General features: G+C 36.6%; 11 protein-coding genes. 5 read left to right on the top strand and 6 right to left on the bottom strand.

The annotated features are described in order from the left end of the window. Positions 1-134: 134 nt before the first annotated feature. From C1631_RS00800 to C1631_RS00785, 4 genes are read left to right on the top strand one after another with little or no spacing between them, the layout of a single operon-like run. The gene (locus tag C1631_RS00800) at positions 135-2930 is read left to right on the top strand and encodes a TonB-dependent receptor plug domain-containing protein (RefSeq protein WP_109709778.1); all 2796 of its coding nucleotides are present in this window, start codon (positions 135-137) and stop codon (positions 2928-2930) included. Positions 2931-2950: 20 nt separating this feature from the next. Beyond that, entirely contained in the window at positions 2951-4171 is a 1221-nt protein-coding gene (locus C1631_RS00795) for a DUF4876 domain-containing protein (RefSeq protein ID WP_109709777.1), read from the top strand. Beyond that, positions 4172-5686, top strand: a complete 1515-nt coding sequence (locus tag C1631_RS00790; RefSeq protein WP_109709775.1) for a DUF6850 family outer membrane beta-barrel protein — start codon at positions 4172-4174, stop codon at positions 5684-5686. 15 nt (positions 5687-5701) lie between these two features. Continuing rightward, the gene (locus tag C1631_RS00785; protein WP_109709773.1) at positions 5702-6838 is read left to right on the top strand and encodes a cytochrome-c peroxidase; all 1137 of its coding nucleotides are present in this window, start codon (positions 5702-5704) and stop codon (positions 6836-6838) included. A gap of 112 nt (positions 6839-6950) precedes the next feature. Here the strand turns inward: C1631_RS00785 and C1631_RS00780 are convergent, their stop codons facing one another. The 6 genes from C1631_RS00780 to C1631_RS00755 form a co-directional block, all read right to left on the bottom strand. After that, positions 6951-9317: a patatin-like phospholipase family protein gene (locus C1631_RS00780; RefSeq protein WP_109709771.1), complete on the bottom strand. Its 2367-nt coding sequence runs from the start codon at positions 9315-9317 to the stop codon at positions 6951-6953. A 180-nt stretch (positions 9318-9497) separates the two neighbouring features. Beyond that, the gene (locus C1631_RS00775; protein ID WP_109709770.1) at positions 9498-12188 is read right to left on the bottom strand and encodes a PD-(D/E)XK nuclease family protein; all 2691 of its coding nucleotides are present in this window, start codon (positions 12186-12188) and stop codon (positions 9498-9500) included. Further along, a complete protein-coding gene (locus C1631_RS00770) occupies positions 12185-12721 on the bottom strand; it encodes a DUF922 domain-containing protein (RefSeq protein ID WP_103249906.1) in 537 nt (178 codons plus the stop codon). The genes C1631_RS00775 and C1631_RS00770 overlap by 4 nt, the downstream gene beginning before the upstream one ends. Beyond that, positions 12721-13125, bottom strand: coding sequence for a hypothetical protein (locus tag C1631_RS00765; protein ID WP_103249907.1), 405 nt, complete (start codon positions 13123-13125; stop codon positions 12721-12723). The genes C1631_RS00770 and C1631_RS00765 overlap by 1 nt, the downstream gene beginning before the upstream one ends. A 62-nt stretch (positions 13126-13187) precedes the next feature. Further along, on the bottom strand, positions 13188-13823 hold the full coding sequence (rsmG, locus tag C1631_RS00760; protein ID WP_109709768.1) for a 16S rRNA (guanine(527)-N(7))-methyltransferase RsmG: 636 nt from the start codon (positions 13821-13823) through the stop codon (positions 13188-13190). A gap of 83 nt (positions 13824-13906) precedes the next feature. Beyond that, on the bottom strand, positions 13907-15244 hold the full coding sequence (locus C1631_RS00755; RefSeq protein WP_103250070.1) for a M20/M25/M40 family metallo-hydrolase: 1338 nt from the start codon (positions 15242-15244) through the stop codon (positions 13907-13909). A gap of 284 nt (positions 15245-15528) precedes the next feature. Between C1631_RS00755 and C1631_RS00750 the strand changes: the two genes are divergently transcribed. Then, positions 15529-16722, top strand: a complete 1194-nt coding sequence (locus C1631_RS00750) for a pyridoxal phosphate-dependent aminotransferase (RefSeq protein ID WP_109709767.1) — start codon at positions 15529-15531, stop codon at positions 16720-16722. The last annotated feature ends 4 nt before the right edge of the window (positions 16723-16726 follow it).

Raw genomic sequence — 16726 nt, 5'->3', positions numbered from 1 at the left:
TCTTTTTTACATCTGATATTTCCCTGTTGATAAATTTCTTTTGAAATGATTTTTGTCAATTATTTTAAATTATTCTAAATAAAATTAGAAAACTCATCCCGAGGCTCTTAATTTTGCCGAAAGAATAATGCCAGATGGTAGACAATGCCCCACACCTTCCCTCCAAATCCCAGTTTTATATTTTTTTCTTTTTCTTTATCACACTCATAACAGTTAAGTCGCAGGAAAGACCGGTGACCATCTTTGTTGAAGTGAACAATTCTCATTCTGACCCTGCTAAAGGTTCTGAAATACTCCTTACGTCCCGTTCAAAGAAATATTCTATTCGATCAAATGAGAAAGGTTTGGCAACTGTTTCTCTCATTCCGGGAGAGTATAGTATAGAAATCCGTAAAAACAATAGTGTCCGGTATTCCGGTAAAATACAGATTACCCAACCTGAAACATTCAAATTTTCACTTGCTGATCAAATAACCACAATTGAGGAAGTGGTCATTACAGCTAAAGAAAGCAAAGGGCTCACATCCTCATCAGTGATCAATCAAAGGGCGATGCAGCACTTACAACCTTCCAGTTTCACCGATCTTCTGGAGTTGATTCCGGGAGGCAGGTCAGGAGATCCTGTGATGAATCAGGTTAATAAAATTGGCCTTCGGGAGACAGGAAATCCCGGAAACGATTATAATACTTCTGCTATGGGTACTACGTTTCTGGTGGATGGCGCTCCCATCAACTCAGGGGCTAATCTTCAGTACACCTATGATTTTTCAGAGAAAACCAATAATGGATTAAAAAGAAGATTGAATATCACAAGTGGTGTAGATATGCGAAGCATTTCCACCGACCAGATCGAAAAAGTTGAAATCGTTCGTGGAATACCTTCTGTACGATATGGAAATCTCACTTCCGGAATTGTAAAGATTACCAATAAATCAGGATATACTCAATGGAAAGCACGATTTAAAGCAGATGGTTATAGTAAACTTTTTGCCGTAAACAAAGGTTTTGAAAATATAGAAAAAGATTTGAAAATCAATGTTGGAGTTGATTATTTAAACGCAAAATCAGATCCGAGGGACCGACTTGAAAATTACAAGAGAATTACAGCTAATTTTGCCCTGGCAAAAGAAAAGAAACATCATCACGGAAATTCCAGATGGCAGACAAATCTTAGTTATACCGGTTCCCTGGACGGATCAAAATCTGATCCTGATATAGACTTATCAGAACTCAATTCTTATGAAGTGAATAATCACCTTTTAAGTCTTTCAAATCTATTTACCTATACTGAAAACGAACCCTCATTTTACAGATCAACAGAAGTTCAGGCTACCATCAATCAACGATTCGATAAAATAAAACAAACCAAGTTCATTCAATTGGAGAATGCCACAGCTTTTCCGTTGTCCAGAACCGAGGGTGAGTATGATGGCTATTATCCGGAAGCCCGCTATGTTTCCGATTACAAGGTAGATGGCAAACCTCTGGATCTATTTGTTAAAATGATCAATACTTTTCAGTTGGATATTAAATCTATCAAAACGGAAATCAATACAGGATTTGACTGGCAGCTGAGCAAAAACTGGGGACAGGGCCAGTTATTTGATGTATATAAACCCATTGACCCAAAGTCTACTTTCAGACCACGTCCTTACCGTGATATTCCGGCATACAGCACTTCTGCATTATTTCTGGAATCAATTAGTTCTGCAAACATAGGAAAGCACTCATTCATTGTAGCCCTTGGGATACGAGGAAATTCTATGTTGAATCTTCCTTCCCACTTCAGAATGCACGGAAAGATATATGCAGATCCAAGAGTGAACCTACAATGGAATCTTCCCTCATTTACTCTTATTAATCAAAAAGCACAATTAGCACTGACTCTGGGCTATGGTAAACAAAGCTTATTTCCCGACCTCAACCTTCTGTATCCCGAACTGATTTACAAAGATGTTCAACAACTGAATTATTTTCACAATAATCCGAACTATAGAAGAGTCAATTATAAAACAATGATTTACAATCCCCAGAATGCGGAAATAGAACCTGCTATCAATGAAAAATTTGAAGCAAGACTCGATTTCAGCCTGGGATTACATCAATTATCGGTTACTGTTTTTAAGGAAAATATGCACAATGCTTTCCGCTCCATGAACGAGTATGCAGTATATCAGTATAAAAAATACAATACATCGGGGCTTGATCATAATACCATAACATCTCCTCCGGATATCAATACACTTCCCTATCAAAATAGTAATGAAAACTTCACCTATTCTACTCAGCGTAATGGAAGCAAAATAGATAAAGAAGGGATAGAGTTTCAATATTCATCGAACAGGATTCCAAAAATAAATACGCGGTTCACCTTAAACGGGGCATGGTTCAAAACCAGATATGGTAATACCCTTCCCGTGTATAGAGGACGTGATCTGTTGATTAACGGAAAACCTTATCCTTATCTGGGATTGTATGAAGGAATGGAACCCAATTCAGTGAATGAAGTTCTGAATACCAACTTAATGCTGGATACCTATATTCCTAAACTGGATCTTATATTCTCTTCCTCATTTCAGTTTTCCTGGTATTCGATGAGAAAACTGAACCCTATGAACGGAGTTCCCAGCCACTATGTAGATCAGAATGGTAACATCTTCCCTTTTAACGCTGAAACTGCGCATGGAACCTTGCTTGAAAGATTAATCATTGCTCAGAATAATGACGTCTATAATGCCTCCAGAAGACCAATGGAGATGAATCTTAACCTTAAGGTTACCAAAAGCTTCAGAAATAAAGCAGTTGTCGTTTCAATGTTTGCCAACAGGCTTTTCAGTTATTATGCACCTTATACCGTCCATGGTTTTACCATCAACAGAAAGGGGGCCTACGATCCTTATTTCGGGATGGAAATCAATTTCAATTTATAACAATTTCAATTTAATACATTATGTTAAAACAATTATTTAGAACACTATTAGTATTGTGTGCTGTCGTCAGCCTTACAGCATGTTCATCAGATTCCGACGCTCCGGAATCACAGGCACAAACCACCTTAAAACTAGAACTGAAGTTAGTTCCTGAAAACATTCAGGTGAAAGAATATAAACATCTTAAAATAAGCTTTAAAGAATTAAATACAGGATTTACAACCACTCAGGAACTTACCAACACCAATTCCCTGAAAACAACTCTTCCTACAGGAACCTATCATATTATTGCAGAAGGAAACATTATATATTCTGATGACTCCGGACTTATTGAGGGCAAAGTTGGCGGAGTACAGACTGGTGTGGTAATCAATGGAAGCGAACAGACAAAAACAATGGATATTTCTCTGAAAGCAGGAAGTGGCGATCTTATTCTGGAGGAAATATTTTTTACAGGAACCAAAACTCCTCAGGGAGCTATGTATTTCGGAGATCAGTATTTTAAAATCACAAATAATACAGATCAGACTTTATATGCAGACGGCATGTTATTAATCCAATCCAGTTTTATGACCAACGAAAAACAGGATTACACTCCGAATATTATGGCAAGTACATTCTCTGCCGGAGCCATTATCAGAATTCCGGGAACAGGAAATACATATCCTGTAAAACCAGGAGAATCTATCATCATTGCTGAAGATGCAATTAATCATAAGGAATTTAACCCCTCTTCGATTAATCTTTCTCAGGCAAACTTCCAGATCTTCAAAGAAGATTCTGATGATATTGACAATCCTTCAGTCCCAAAAATGATTAATATTTTTGAAAAAATGGTGATCCATACCCAGGGATACTATGCCTATGCTTTGGCTCGTATGCCACAAGGAATGACCAGCAACACTCTGATCAGCCAGAATACCTACACCTACACGTACAATCTTACTTTTGGAGGGGATGTCTACCCTATGGACGGAACGGCTGTTAAAATCCCTAATGAATGGATTACAGATGCTGTAAATCTTAGTGTACAGGATTCTTTTCAATGGCTGGTAACTTCTCCTTCTTTAGATATGGGATGGACTTCTGTCACTTCTTTTGACGGAGATAAAAACCGTTTTGGAAAAGCTGTTCGCAGAAGAGTAATCGGAAAAACAATGGAAGGCAAAAGCATTTTAAAAGACACCAACAATTCCACTGCAGATTTTGAACATGGTGTAAAACCTTCATTATTCAACTAAATGAAATATTTCCTATCCATCTCTGCTTTATTGACATCATTACTGACTACAAATCTGCACGGTCAGATCAACGATACCATCATTGAAAAAGTGCGTGAGGAGTATAGCTACGAAAGGTTATTAAAAAATACATTAATTGTAAATCCCTCCAATACTTCGGGAGCGAGGACGTATAGTATTACGACTTTCAATTTGTTTTCAAAAAATGATGATACGCCTAATGAAGTACAACAAAAAGGAAAAGGAAGTAATTTGTGGGGTGCGGAAGCCCGTACCCTGCAAATTTTGGATCCTAAAACGGTTGTCTGGGGAAATGCAATCTACAGTCAGGGTAAGAAAAAACAGGTCATGTGGAATGAAAATGCAGATTATGATATCATTTACCCTTACCTCGCTGCTGACAGTGTTGGAGGTGATATGAAATTTGAAGATTATATCTTTTCAGGAGGATACTCCAGAGCTTTAAACTCTTTCACTATTGGTATTACCGGAAGCTACAAAGCTTCCCTAAGTTATCGTGATGTAGATCCGAGACCCAAGAATACAACAGCCAGTTTTTCTTTGGCATTGGGAGCCAATACCTCTATATTCCAAAAAATTAAAATCGGAGCGTATGTGGATGCTGAAAAATATACTCAAAAACACTATCTGAGCTTTGTCAGCAATCAGGGATTCCCAATGATATACAATATGACCGGATTGGGTAATTATAATGAATTGCTTTCCGGAAAACTCAGGCAAGCGTATTATGAAGGCTGGTCTTACGGAGGTGGCTTGCAGTTATTTGAAGCTGAAAACAGAAACTGGTACCTTAACCTAGGGATGAAAAAATTTACTCTGGACAAACTTCTTACAGAGTACACTGACCTTAATGCCTCCAGGATCAACGAACAACAATTCACTTTTTCATCAGGAAAGTTTTTTACCGCAAATAAATTATCGTGGGGACTTTTTCTTGATGCAAGCCATATTGAAAGAAAAGGAACAGAGAACCTTTTCTTAAATGATAATTCCAGGAATTATATCCGGATCGGATCTGCAGAAAGATACAATCACCAGCTTACCGCTGCAGTTTTCAAAGGACTTATTCAGCTAGAAAATAACAACAGAAAGTCTTCCCTACTTCCGTTTGTGGGTATCACCAAGGAGAATGAAAAATACCATAATCCGGTTTCAGGTATTGAACTCAATAAGCTTATATATGGTGCAGACTATCAATGGCTAAAAACTTTTGACAGCAATCTTGCTCTTTCACTCTCACTCGGTGTTTCAGTGACAGATGTATATAAGAAAGGTGCAGTTTTTAATAATTCGGGAACCCCCTCTATCAATAAGATGTTGCAGGACAATTATAATTACCAGTCTTCAGACTTTTGGCAGGCAAAGGTTGATATTAATTTTCATTTCAACTTTCCTGTGATAAAGAATGCCTATGTAGGAGGTAAAATGCTGTACAGTAATTTTAATAATGGTAAAAATATGTCATTGGCAGCAACAATAGGAGGCATTTTTTAAGTTTAAAAAAATAATATGAAATCTTCAGATATAAAATTAATAGTGTTATTGGGAATCGTTGCTCTATTCTTTATGCAACATACTCTGCGGAAGTACAGTACAGACTATGGAGAAGTAGTAGAACAGTATAAGAAACCTATTAAATACTGGCCAAAACCTTCTATAGATGCAGAAGTCAACTGGAAAGAATTTGAAGCAATAGAATGGGATTCCAATTATTATGAGACGCAGGAACTTCCTGAGGTCATGCTTGGAAAGAAACTGTTCTTTGATCCTAAACTGTCATCTTCCAGTCAGGTTTCCTGTAGTAGCTGTCATAATCCGGAACTAGGATGGAGTGATGGCCAGGAAGTTGCATTGGGGAATGATCATTTGTTGGGAAAAAGAAATACTCAGTCACTTTACAATATCGCCAACAGAAAATCGTTCTTTTGGGATGGAAGGGCTAAAACACTGGAAGAACAATTGATAGGCCCTATTTCAGCTCATAATGAAATGAATATGAAGCCGGAAAAACTAGCTGGAAAACTCTCAAAGATCAAGGAATACAAACAGCTTTTTCAGGAGGTTTATCATACGGATAAAATTACATTTGAGAAGATCGCCAATGCACTGGCCACCTTCCAGAGAACGATCACCAGCCAGCCAGGCAAGCTGGATAAATTTATCAAAGGAGACTATAAGGCAATGAGTGACACAGAAATTTATGGGATGCATTTATTTCGCACCAAAGCAAGATGCATGAATTGTCATTATGGGAAATATCTGACCGACGAATCTTTTCACAACATAGGCCTCACCTACTATCAACGTGAATATGAAGATCTTGGACTGTACCATATAACGAAAGACTCTAAGGATGTCGGAAAATTTAAAACGCCTTCTTTAAGAGACCTTAATTATACCGCTCCATGGATGCACAACGGGCTGATGGATGACATGCATGGGATTGTTAATTTATATAACAGCGGTATGCAGATGATTAATCCTAGTCCGGAAGAAAAGAAAGCAGATCCTAACTTTCCGGTCACTGATCACCTGATGAAGCCATTGAACCTTAATGATCAGGAAATAGATGCTATTGTCTCTTTTCTAAAGAGTATGTCAGGAAGTTATTATAAAATGCCGCGTCCGGAAATTCCAAGGAAATAATGGCTTGAGGACAAGAAGCTGGAAAAAGAAGGCTGGAACTCAGCCCCCTGTATAAAATCCGGGCATACCCATCACATTCTTCCCTCTTCCAGTTTCAAACGTCCGTATTTCATTAGAACTTAAATCCTACACTGAAGTATATTCTCGAAAAATCAAGTTGATTATTTCTCGAAACATTAATATTAATAGGACCTATAAGTGACTCATACCCAAGATTAACTCCATACCCAAACATATTAAAGCTATCGGTAAAAGGAGAAAATTCGTCACTGATCTTTCCGTAAGTGAATGAAGGAGCTATATATAATCTCTTCATTACTCTATATTGCAACGACACTCCCATTTTAGCAATGGAATTCGTTGGCAATTCTTTCTGGCGAAGTCCGTTAAATTCCGGGTTCATCAGCTCATTATTATACTCACTACCTCCTATATTGTATTTTTCATTCAGAAAAAGATAAGGTATTTTATCTTCCTTCACAGAGCCAAAACTGGCTCCAAGAAAAAGATTTACCTTGGCAGCAAGCCTCCTGGTAATAGGATAAGCAAAATTCTCATTCAGTGTAAAAGAAACCAGATTTCTGGGTTTAAAATAATAACCTTGTTCAGGATTTAATATAGAATACAACAGAGGCTGCACACGATCTAAATCATATAATTTATAACTGTCACCATAATAAAAGCGGGCATTTACCTGAAGGTGGTTTCCTTTTGTAAAATAATATTTCTTATTGAAATTATTCTGCTCAAATTTTAAAAATGTATTAAAATTACTGTGATTGTATAATTTTCTGTTATAACTATCCGTTTTGGCCTGATCAATTTTATCCAGTAAGGTATACATCCTTTCGACATTAAATTCTGTACCTACAGAAAAAAAAGCATTGGGGGAGATATTATAATTCAATCCTATTTTCCCGGTAATATTTCTATAAATGTGGTTAGGAAACCTTGTACTACCATTTTCATCATCAAAAGTATTCAATCTAAAGGTTAAGTCATTACTCTTAAGGTGAATCATTTTCGCCTCAACATCAAACCACCATCGGTCATTGGTTCCCAGAAACTGCTGGTAAGCAACTCTGGCTTTGAAACGTTCTGAAATATCAACCGTAGCCAGAAATCTTGATCTGTTTAACAAAATATTTCTGTATGTATAATTGACAATAATTCCCACTGATTGCTCATTGTCATAGTGAAGGGCAAGCTTAAAAGCTCCTTTTTTTGCTCTTTTTACAAAGATATTCATCACCAGACCGTCATTAACATTGGTGTAGGTATAATACACCTTTTCATACTGGCGCATACCAAATACCCTGTCGATTGCGGCATTAACCGTTTTTACATCATAATATCTTCCTTCTGTCAGGTTCATTTGACTCTTTATAACCTCAATTTCGGCAGCATCTTTAATGGGAGTACCATCTTCTTCATTAAAGGTAAACCTGGTAGTAGGAAGCTTTACCTCCTCAATCATCTTATGCTCATAGGTAATCCCTAATTTTCGTTGGGCTTCTGCCAATGCTACAAATTCAGGCAGGTGCTTTTTAGCTTCCTGTTCTCCAATTTTGATAATTCTTCTGTACTTGGCAAAATCTTTCGTCGTGATATCTCCAAGAGGGTTTACAAAGTCAACTAAGATATTGGACAAAGCCTTCTGATGCTTAAAATCTTCCACAGAGCGAATGGCATGGGTCTGATAAATCATTTTCATCGGATTCTCCATTTCTTTTTTAGTAAAAAGCCTGAATCCTGTATACCCTCCTATAACAAAATCAGCTCCCATCTGATGTACCTCATTAGCCGGAAAATTCCGATCAAGTCCACCATCTACCAAAAGCTTTCCATCAATATAAACGGGAGCAAAAGCAGCTGGTATTGCTAACGTAGCGCGGATAGCCAAGGGCAAGGATCCTTTTTTCTGCATGATTAATCCCCCATTTTCAATATCAGAAGATGTAAGTTCTACAGGAATGCGTAATTGACTAAAATCATTGATATGCTTGGCATTAAAGGTAAGCGTATTCAAAACCTCTCCCATATATTGCCCTTCAATATAGGAACTTGGAAGAGTGGGAATCCCTTTAACAACCGGAAATTCAAGGATATATTTGTCATATTCATCCTTTTCACTGATATTGACTTTATTGTAAGGAATTTTATTGCTGAGAATTCTGTTCCAGTCTACTTTATAAACGGTTTTTTTCAACTGATCGGCATTATAACCCATGGCATATAAACCTCCCAGAATCCCTCCCATACTTGTTCCTGTGATATAATCGACCTTAATCCCCAGAGAATCAATCATTTTCAGAATACCGATATGGGCAAAGCCTTTTGCGCCGCCACCACTCAATGCAAGGCCAAATTTAGTGTCTTTGGTTATGTTTTGAAGAGTGACATTCAGGGAATCATTTCTTTGCTGGGATTGAATGGTAAAAGAGAGAATAATAGCTAAAAGTATCAGAAGCTTTTTCATGAGGTAAGCCAGTTATAAAGTAAAAAATTTACAGTAAATATACGACTATGTCATGATAATCAATAGAAAACATATTTAATTTTCATGATGATAAAAGGTTTACTATAAACTATTAATCAAAAAGTTTTCAATAGATCAAATATACAGAAAGAACTTGATATTATCGGGTAGAACATAATCTTAGTACGATTTTACATTCTCCACGAAATTAATATCCGGATTCAGAATCTCCAGAACAAGACTTTTAACAGATTTCATGGCATCATTGATATCCCCTTTATCAAATTGCAGGGAAACCATACCTTTTCTGGCATCAGCAAAGCTCCAGATACCTGTTTCAATAGGAAAGCCCCAGAATTCCGGAAGATGCTGTACCACATAATGATAAATACAAAGCTGAAGAGCTTGTTTCCTGTCACTATTATGAAAATACTCTTCAACATTATCTTCGTCAATTTTCACATTAAGGTTTTTAATTTTAGCTGTTTTGTAGTCAATAATTCTTAATGTTCCGTTGAGTTTATCTATTCTGTCAATGAATCCCAAAAAAGAAATCTTATCATTTTCACCAAGGTAAAAATCTATATTTTCAAACTTTCTTTCTATATCAATGATCTCTAATTTATTTCCTTGTTGTACCAATTCCAGATCATGGGTGAGGACATTTTCAATCACTTTTTTAGCAATAGCCTTATGGATATAATTCATTCCCTTCTCATAAAATTCAGGCTGATGTTTAAGCTTTTCTATAGCAATATCTATATATTGATCTATTGCTTTAATCAAATCTTTTAAATCACTTTCTTTTAAAACCTTACCCTTAATTATCTCATACACTTCTTGAAGGGTATAATGAACAAGGTTTCCATAGTTTTTCACCGAAAGCTCTTCTTCGATTTCGTCCGTCTCAGAAGTATTTAAAATTTTAGAAAGATAAAAATCAATGGGGTTATAAAGATAACTTGTAAGATGGGAAGCAGATACTTTTTCTTTCCATTTCAGTAAACGTTCCTGTACAATTTGGGTTTTAGAAATTTCTATAGGCTTGCTTACAATCGGTTCGGAAGAATTTTCAATAATCAGATGTTCAATCTCATGAGAACTCTCCATTTCGATCTGTGTAATAAACCGGCTTTTCTCTCCGGTATTAACCCCGGAACTTAAAGCATTATACAGTAAGTGAACATTTTTGGCATCCTGAATCAGTCTGTAAAAGTGATAGGCATATATACCGTCATTCTCAAGGAAAGTATGGAGATCAAAAAACCTCCTGATATCAAAAGGAATATAGGTATTCTGTGAATTTCCCAATGGGAGCTTACCTTCATTCACTGAAAGCAGGATCACATTTTCAAAATTCAGCAAACGGGTCTCCAGCAGTCCCATGATCTGCAACCCCCGTAAAGGTTCCCCCTGGAAATCTATACTTTCGGAATTAATGTGCTGATTGATCAGAATTTCCAAGGTATCCATCCTGATCTCAATATTGTACGGTGTAAGTTGATTTTTGATGATTCTGAATGCATTCTCAAAATGAGAAATATTTTCATACTGTATATCATCTATCTCAAGCCACTTTACCTCCTGGCAAAAAGCAATAAGTACGTCCAGATAAACACCGGTATTCTCTGCTTTCTGAAGAAGATTGAAATAGGATAAGTCCCCCAGCAATTCATTCAAAAGCTTTTTAGAAATATAGACAATATTTCTCTCCTCTACTTTTGTTCTAAAATTACTGATGATCAATTCGTCTTCAGCAGATTTGGGCAGCTCCTCCAGAATAGGAAAAACATCTCTGTAATAATAAGATAATTTATTCTTTTCCAGTTGTTTTTGCAAATAAAACAGCCGCTTAACTGCATTTGAAAAAGATAAATTTTTTAATGGGAATCCCATTGTAATATTTAAATTATCCACCCCATGCATTACATCAAGACTGGCAGGAAGCAGGTTTTCATCCAGTAATACGACAGCCGTATTGGAATAGGTCTTATTATTAATTTCCTTAAAAATCTCCGGTAAAACTTTGGTCTGGGTGACATTTCCGGAAACTTCGTATACTTTAATTTTCTTGGGTTGATTAAAATCATCCTCAATCCAATGAAAAGCTCTGTTATCATCAAATTCTTTCCATGTTTTATGATTTCTCAGAAATTTTCCGGCCTCCTGTCTTTCATCATCAAAATAATACTTATCTGCCTGAAAAAAACATTGTCCTTTATTCCATTTCAACAAGCTCCTTACCAGTTTTTCTTCAACAGGCGTAAAGGCATTAAAGCCACAGAAAACAAAGTGTTCAGAAGTATTTTTAGCAAATTCGTGAATCTTCTCTTTAGCGGTCTCATGAATCATTCCTGAAGTTGCCAGATTTCGCTCCCGCAACTTTTCTTTCAGTACAGGTAAGAAAACATTCATATTTTGCCAGAAATTAAGGAACTTCTTTCGTGGAACATCGCCGTCTTCATCACCTAAATTCTGAGCCCATTCTTTGATTCTTTCCTCATCAAACATATACTGCAAAACAGCAATGTCACTTTCTGAAAACTTCAGAATATCATCCCAGTCCTTCTGTAGGATTGGAAACCACTTTAAAAAGTCTGAAAAGTCATCTTTTGGAATAAGATTCAGGCTTCTGTAAACATCAAAGGAAAAAAGCCATAATGGAATTCCCTGGACAGGTTGTTGATCTGCAATGGAATTAATCAGTTCCTCTACTGTAAAAAAATTAGGGAGAAATCCGGAGTAATTGTTTTCTTCAAGAATCTGTCTGATAAACACAATAGGACGTTTCCCAGGCAGGACGATATTAAACGCAGAAAGGTCAGGGTTTTGCGTCAGTAGTTCATGAATGATCTTATTGAGAAATTTCAAGGGGCTTTATAGCTTTTAAGGTTTTCTAATTCTTCAGAAATAACAGCATTATACTCTGCCTGCTTTTCTTTATCCATCCCATGGCGGGTATCCCGGTCATAGGACATTTGAAAATTTTTATAATCGTTGCTTATTCCGTTATAAATTGTTTTAAATAATTTGTCGTAGTCTCCTGAAGTTTTGATCTTTTCGGCAACCGCTTTTCTAAACTTTCTTGCAAAAAGCTCGGCAATATCAAAATGTTTTTGCTCATGCAAAAGAATATAATCACTGATCTTTTTTACATCCTTCCAGGATTTATTCTCAGTAAATATGGCTTGTATTTCAAAAGTAACCGGAGATTTGGGATTGGAAGATTTCACAATTGAATATTCCCAACCGCAATTGGTATAGGCTGCTATATCTGCATTATTTTTCCTGTTGATTGGACTTTTAAAATTATCCCACGTAAGCTTTTGATCTTCCTTCCAGATTATTTTCTGCCCAAAGAGGGCATTGGTAACCAGTACACAAAGAAGAAAAGCAAACTTCATTATTCCACTACAATTGTTTTAGTAATCCAGTTGTTGCCTCCATTCCAGAATCTTAACGTATAAATTCCTCTTTTTTGCGGATTAAAATTAATCTGGTTGACACTTGCATAGTTTGCTTGTGTGCACGGCTCATTGGTAATAAATTTATAGGCGGTAACGGTTCTGTTGAATTCAGTATCATACACGTAGTCATAACCATAAAACCCCTGGCATTGGGATTGATAGGTAGAATACGTTTTTATACGCTGTATCCCTGAAACATTCATCGTGTCATTAACAAGCTTTACACTGTCTATTTTGATTTTATCAATAGACTGAACCGTACCATAATCATCAGCTTTACACGAGACTAAAAATCCGCCAAACACAAACAGGGAAAACCCAATATTTAAAAGCTTTTTCATAATCTGTAATTTTCTGATTATTAACAAATATTTAGCAAAAATTATTCCTTAATGATACAAATTTAGGAATTAAAGTTACCTTTTGACAGATAAACAACTTTTTTAGTGTCAAAAAACTCACCTTCAAAATAATTTTTAAGATTGAAAATTTCACATTTCAGTCCGGCAAGCTCTTCAGCAAGATCTCCACCTTTTAAATATAAAATTCCATTATGCTTTGGATTAAATTGCTCCTTTTCAAACTTTCCTTTCAACCATCTTAAAAATTCCGGCATCTGAGTGACTGCTCTGCTGACAATAAAATGAAATTTTTCCTTTAGCTTTTCTGCTCTACCGTGAATTGCCGTTACATTGGTAAGTCCTACTCCTTCGGCAACCGCGTTGACCACACTAATCTTTTTTCCGATAGAATCAATTAAAGTAAACTCCGTTTCAGGAAATAAAATAGCCAGAGGAATCCCGGGAAAGCCACCACCGGTTCCGATATCCAAAACTTTGGTGCCCGGAGCAAATGCCATCACCTTTGCAATTCCCAAAGAGTGTAGAATATGCTTTTCATACAGCGATTCCATATCTTTTCTGGAAATCACATTGATTTTTTCATTCCATTCATTGTACAGCTCTTCCAATTTTGAAAACTGTTCTACCTGCTTTTCTGTAAGATCCGGAAAATATTTTAATAGTAACGATGTAGACATGTGAATTATTATAATCCGCAAAAATAAGTTTTATTTCTTTTGTATTCAAATCTACTTTTCCGAATCAGGCCATCACATAAGCATTATTTTGCAATACCCGGTATTACAGGCACACTCAAATTACCGTACTGATTGATTGTCTGTACCGCAAAAATATAATTGTCTTTCGATAAAGGAATCTTAATAGAAAGTTCTTTTGTAAATATTTTTTCCTGCCATACCGGGCTGTCTGTTTCTCTTGCCAACACGTAATACCCAACCGGAGTACCTGATTTTGGTTTTTCCCAATGAAGTGTTGTTGAATTGGTTAATTCCTTTACATCCATTTCTACCCGTTCAGGTTTTGAAGTGGATTTTGCAAGATTTGCCAGAACAGCAATATTAACAGCAACATTTCTTTTCAGGTATTTAAAATCTATAAATTCCGGCAAGTCACCAAACTGTTTATTATTTTCCATTCTGATGTCCTGATGCTGATGGTTGTAGTTTTCATAATACTCCGTGAGCCTTACAGAAGGAAAACCATTATTCACAAAGCTGGAGTGGTCACCACCGCGCAAAAACCTGTCATTTCTGTAAATAAGCTTTATCTCCAGCCCTTTAACGTATTGTTCTGCAATCTCTTTAATGTATCTTGCCAGCTGCCTGGATTCACCATCATTTTCAAAACCCAGATTCCTGATCGTCATCGCTTTTTGATCAAGATCTTTATAAGGCAAACCCTCGCTAAATACCCGAAGGATACGGGTATTCAATTCACCTGTTTCTCCTGCTTTAGGATTACCGATCATATCATTATTGAGAACTGCTTCCAGCTGTCCGTTTTCTTTTCTAATTTTTTCAGACAACATTTTAGAACCTAATAACGACTGCTCTTCACCGGAAAATGCCACAAAGATAATGGAGGCAGGAAATGAAGACCTGCTCAGTATTCTTGCCGCTTCTATAACAGCACTTACCCCACTACCATCATCATTCGCTCCGGGCGCTGCGGAAGTTCGGTTCATCACATCCGTCACTCTTGAGTCAAGATGTCCGCCGATCAGGAAGATTCTTTTATCATCCGGATCTTTTCCTTTCAGAAAGGCAATTGCATTTCCTAAACTGACAACCCGATCGATACGCTTTCCATCCGGTTGAAGATCCTCCTGCTGAAGATATACTTCCATCCTACCTTCTGAATGTTTTGCATAATCTTTAAACTTTTCAACAACCCAGTTTCTTGCCGCGCCTATTCCTTGTTTAGGATCATCTATTGTACTCAAAGTATGCCTGGTCTGAAAGCCTACCAGCTTGTTGATATATGATTTTAATGAGTCCTCATTTACCTGTGAGACATATTTCTGTATCTCAATATCTTTTGAATGTCCCTGAGAAAAAACAGTACACGAAATCAGTATTAAAAAAAAGGAATATTTCATAAAGCAGGTCTTAGATGGTTTAAAGATACAAAAGAGCTACATGTAAATGCATTTTGTTTTTCATTGATCTGTAAAAGTTTTTATTACACACCTTCTATGTACCAAAAGAAGCAGCCCAATACATTAAATTTCATATAGAAATTTCGCAGTATACAGTCATCACAATTATCATTTACAAACTCAACAATTGATTCAAAACCTGACAAAAATCTTTAAACTCTACCCCATTTTTATTACCCCCGCAAGGCCTTTTTATTATATATTTGTTAAAATTCAAAAAATACATGGATAAATTATCAGATAGAGTAAAAAGATTAGGATACTCACAGACTTTTGTAATGTCAAATAAAGCCAGAGAAATGAAAGCGAACGGAATTGATGTGATCAGCTTGACTCTTGGCGAGCCGGATTTTGATGTTCCGGATAATATCAAACAAGCGGCTTTTGATGCCATTAATCAAAACTATAGCCATTACTCTCCTGTTCCGGGATTCCTTGAATTGCGTGAGGCTATTGCTTACAAACTAAAGAGAGATAATAATCTGGAGTACAAACCCACTCAAATCTGTGTTTCAAATGGTGCGAAACAAGCCATTTTAAATGTATTGGCAGCACTTATCAATGATGGGGATGAAGTGTTACTTCCGGCTCCATACTGGGTAAGTTATGATGAGATGGTAAAAATGATGGGTGGTGTTTCCGTTATGCTTCCTACTTCTTATGTGACCGATTTCAAGGTCACTGCAGAGCAAATGGAAGAAGCAATTACAGACAAAACAAAGGCTGTTCTTTTCAGCTCACCCTGTAACCCTTCAGGAGGATATTATACCCATGATGAATTGAAATCTCTGGCGAAAGTTATTGCCAAATACCCTCAGGTGACTATTATTTCAGATGAGATCTACGAATTTATCAACTACGAAACAAAGACCACTTCCATTGCACAATTTCCTGAAGTATATGAACAAACTGCGGTTATCAACGGAATGTCAAAAGCTTTCGCAATGACAGGATGGAGAATCGGATATTCCGCATGTCCTGAATGGCTGGCAAAGGCTTGTGAAAAGGTACAGGGACAAATGACCAGCGGTGCCAACACTGTGGCTCAGAGAGCATCTATTACTGCCTTAAAAACTGATCCGTCTGAATATAAATACATGATTGATGCCTTTAAGGAAAGAAGAGATCTTGTGTATGAATTAATTCAGGAAATCCCTGGATTCAAAGTTTTACTTCCCAAAGCTGCTTTTTATTTCTTCCCTGATGTTTCCCATTATATCGGAAAGACATTAAATGGAACTGAAATTAAAAACTCTGATGACTTTGCCATGTTCCTTCTTGAGAATGCTCATGTAGGTTGTGTAGGAGGATTCTCATTTGGGAGCCCTGAATGCATCAGATTCTCATATGCAGCTTCTGAGGAAGAATTGAGAGAAGCGATGAAACGCATCAAAAATCTACTGGAACAATTCAACTAATAAT

Source organism: Chryseobacterium phosphatilyticum, assembly GCF_002899825.2.
GTDB classification, from domain to species: domain Bacteria; phylum Bacteroidota; class Bacteroidia; order Flavobacteriales; family Weeksellaceae; genus Chryseobacterium; species Chryseobacterium phosphatilyticum.
The sequence above is the reverse complement of the archived record's forward strand: the minus strand, read 5'-3'. Positions and strand labels throughout refer to the sequence as shown.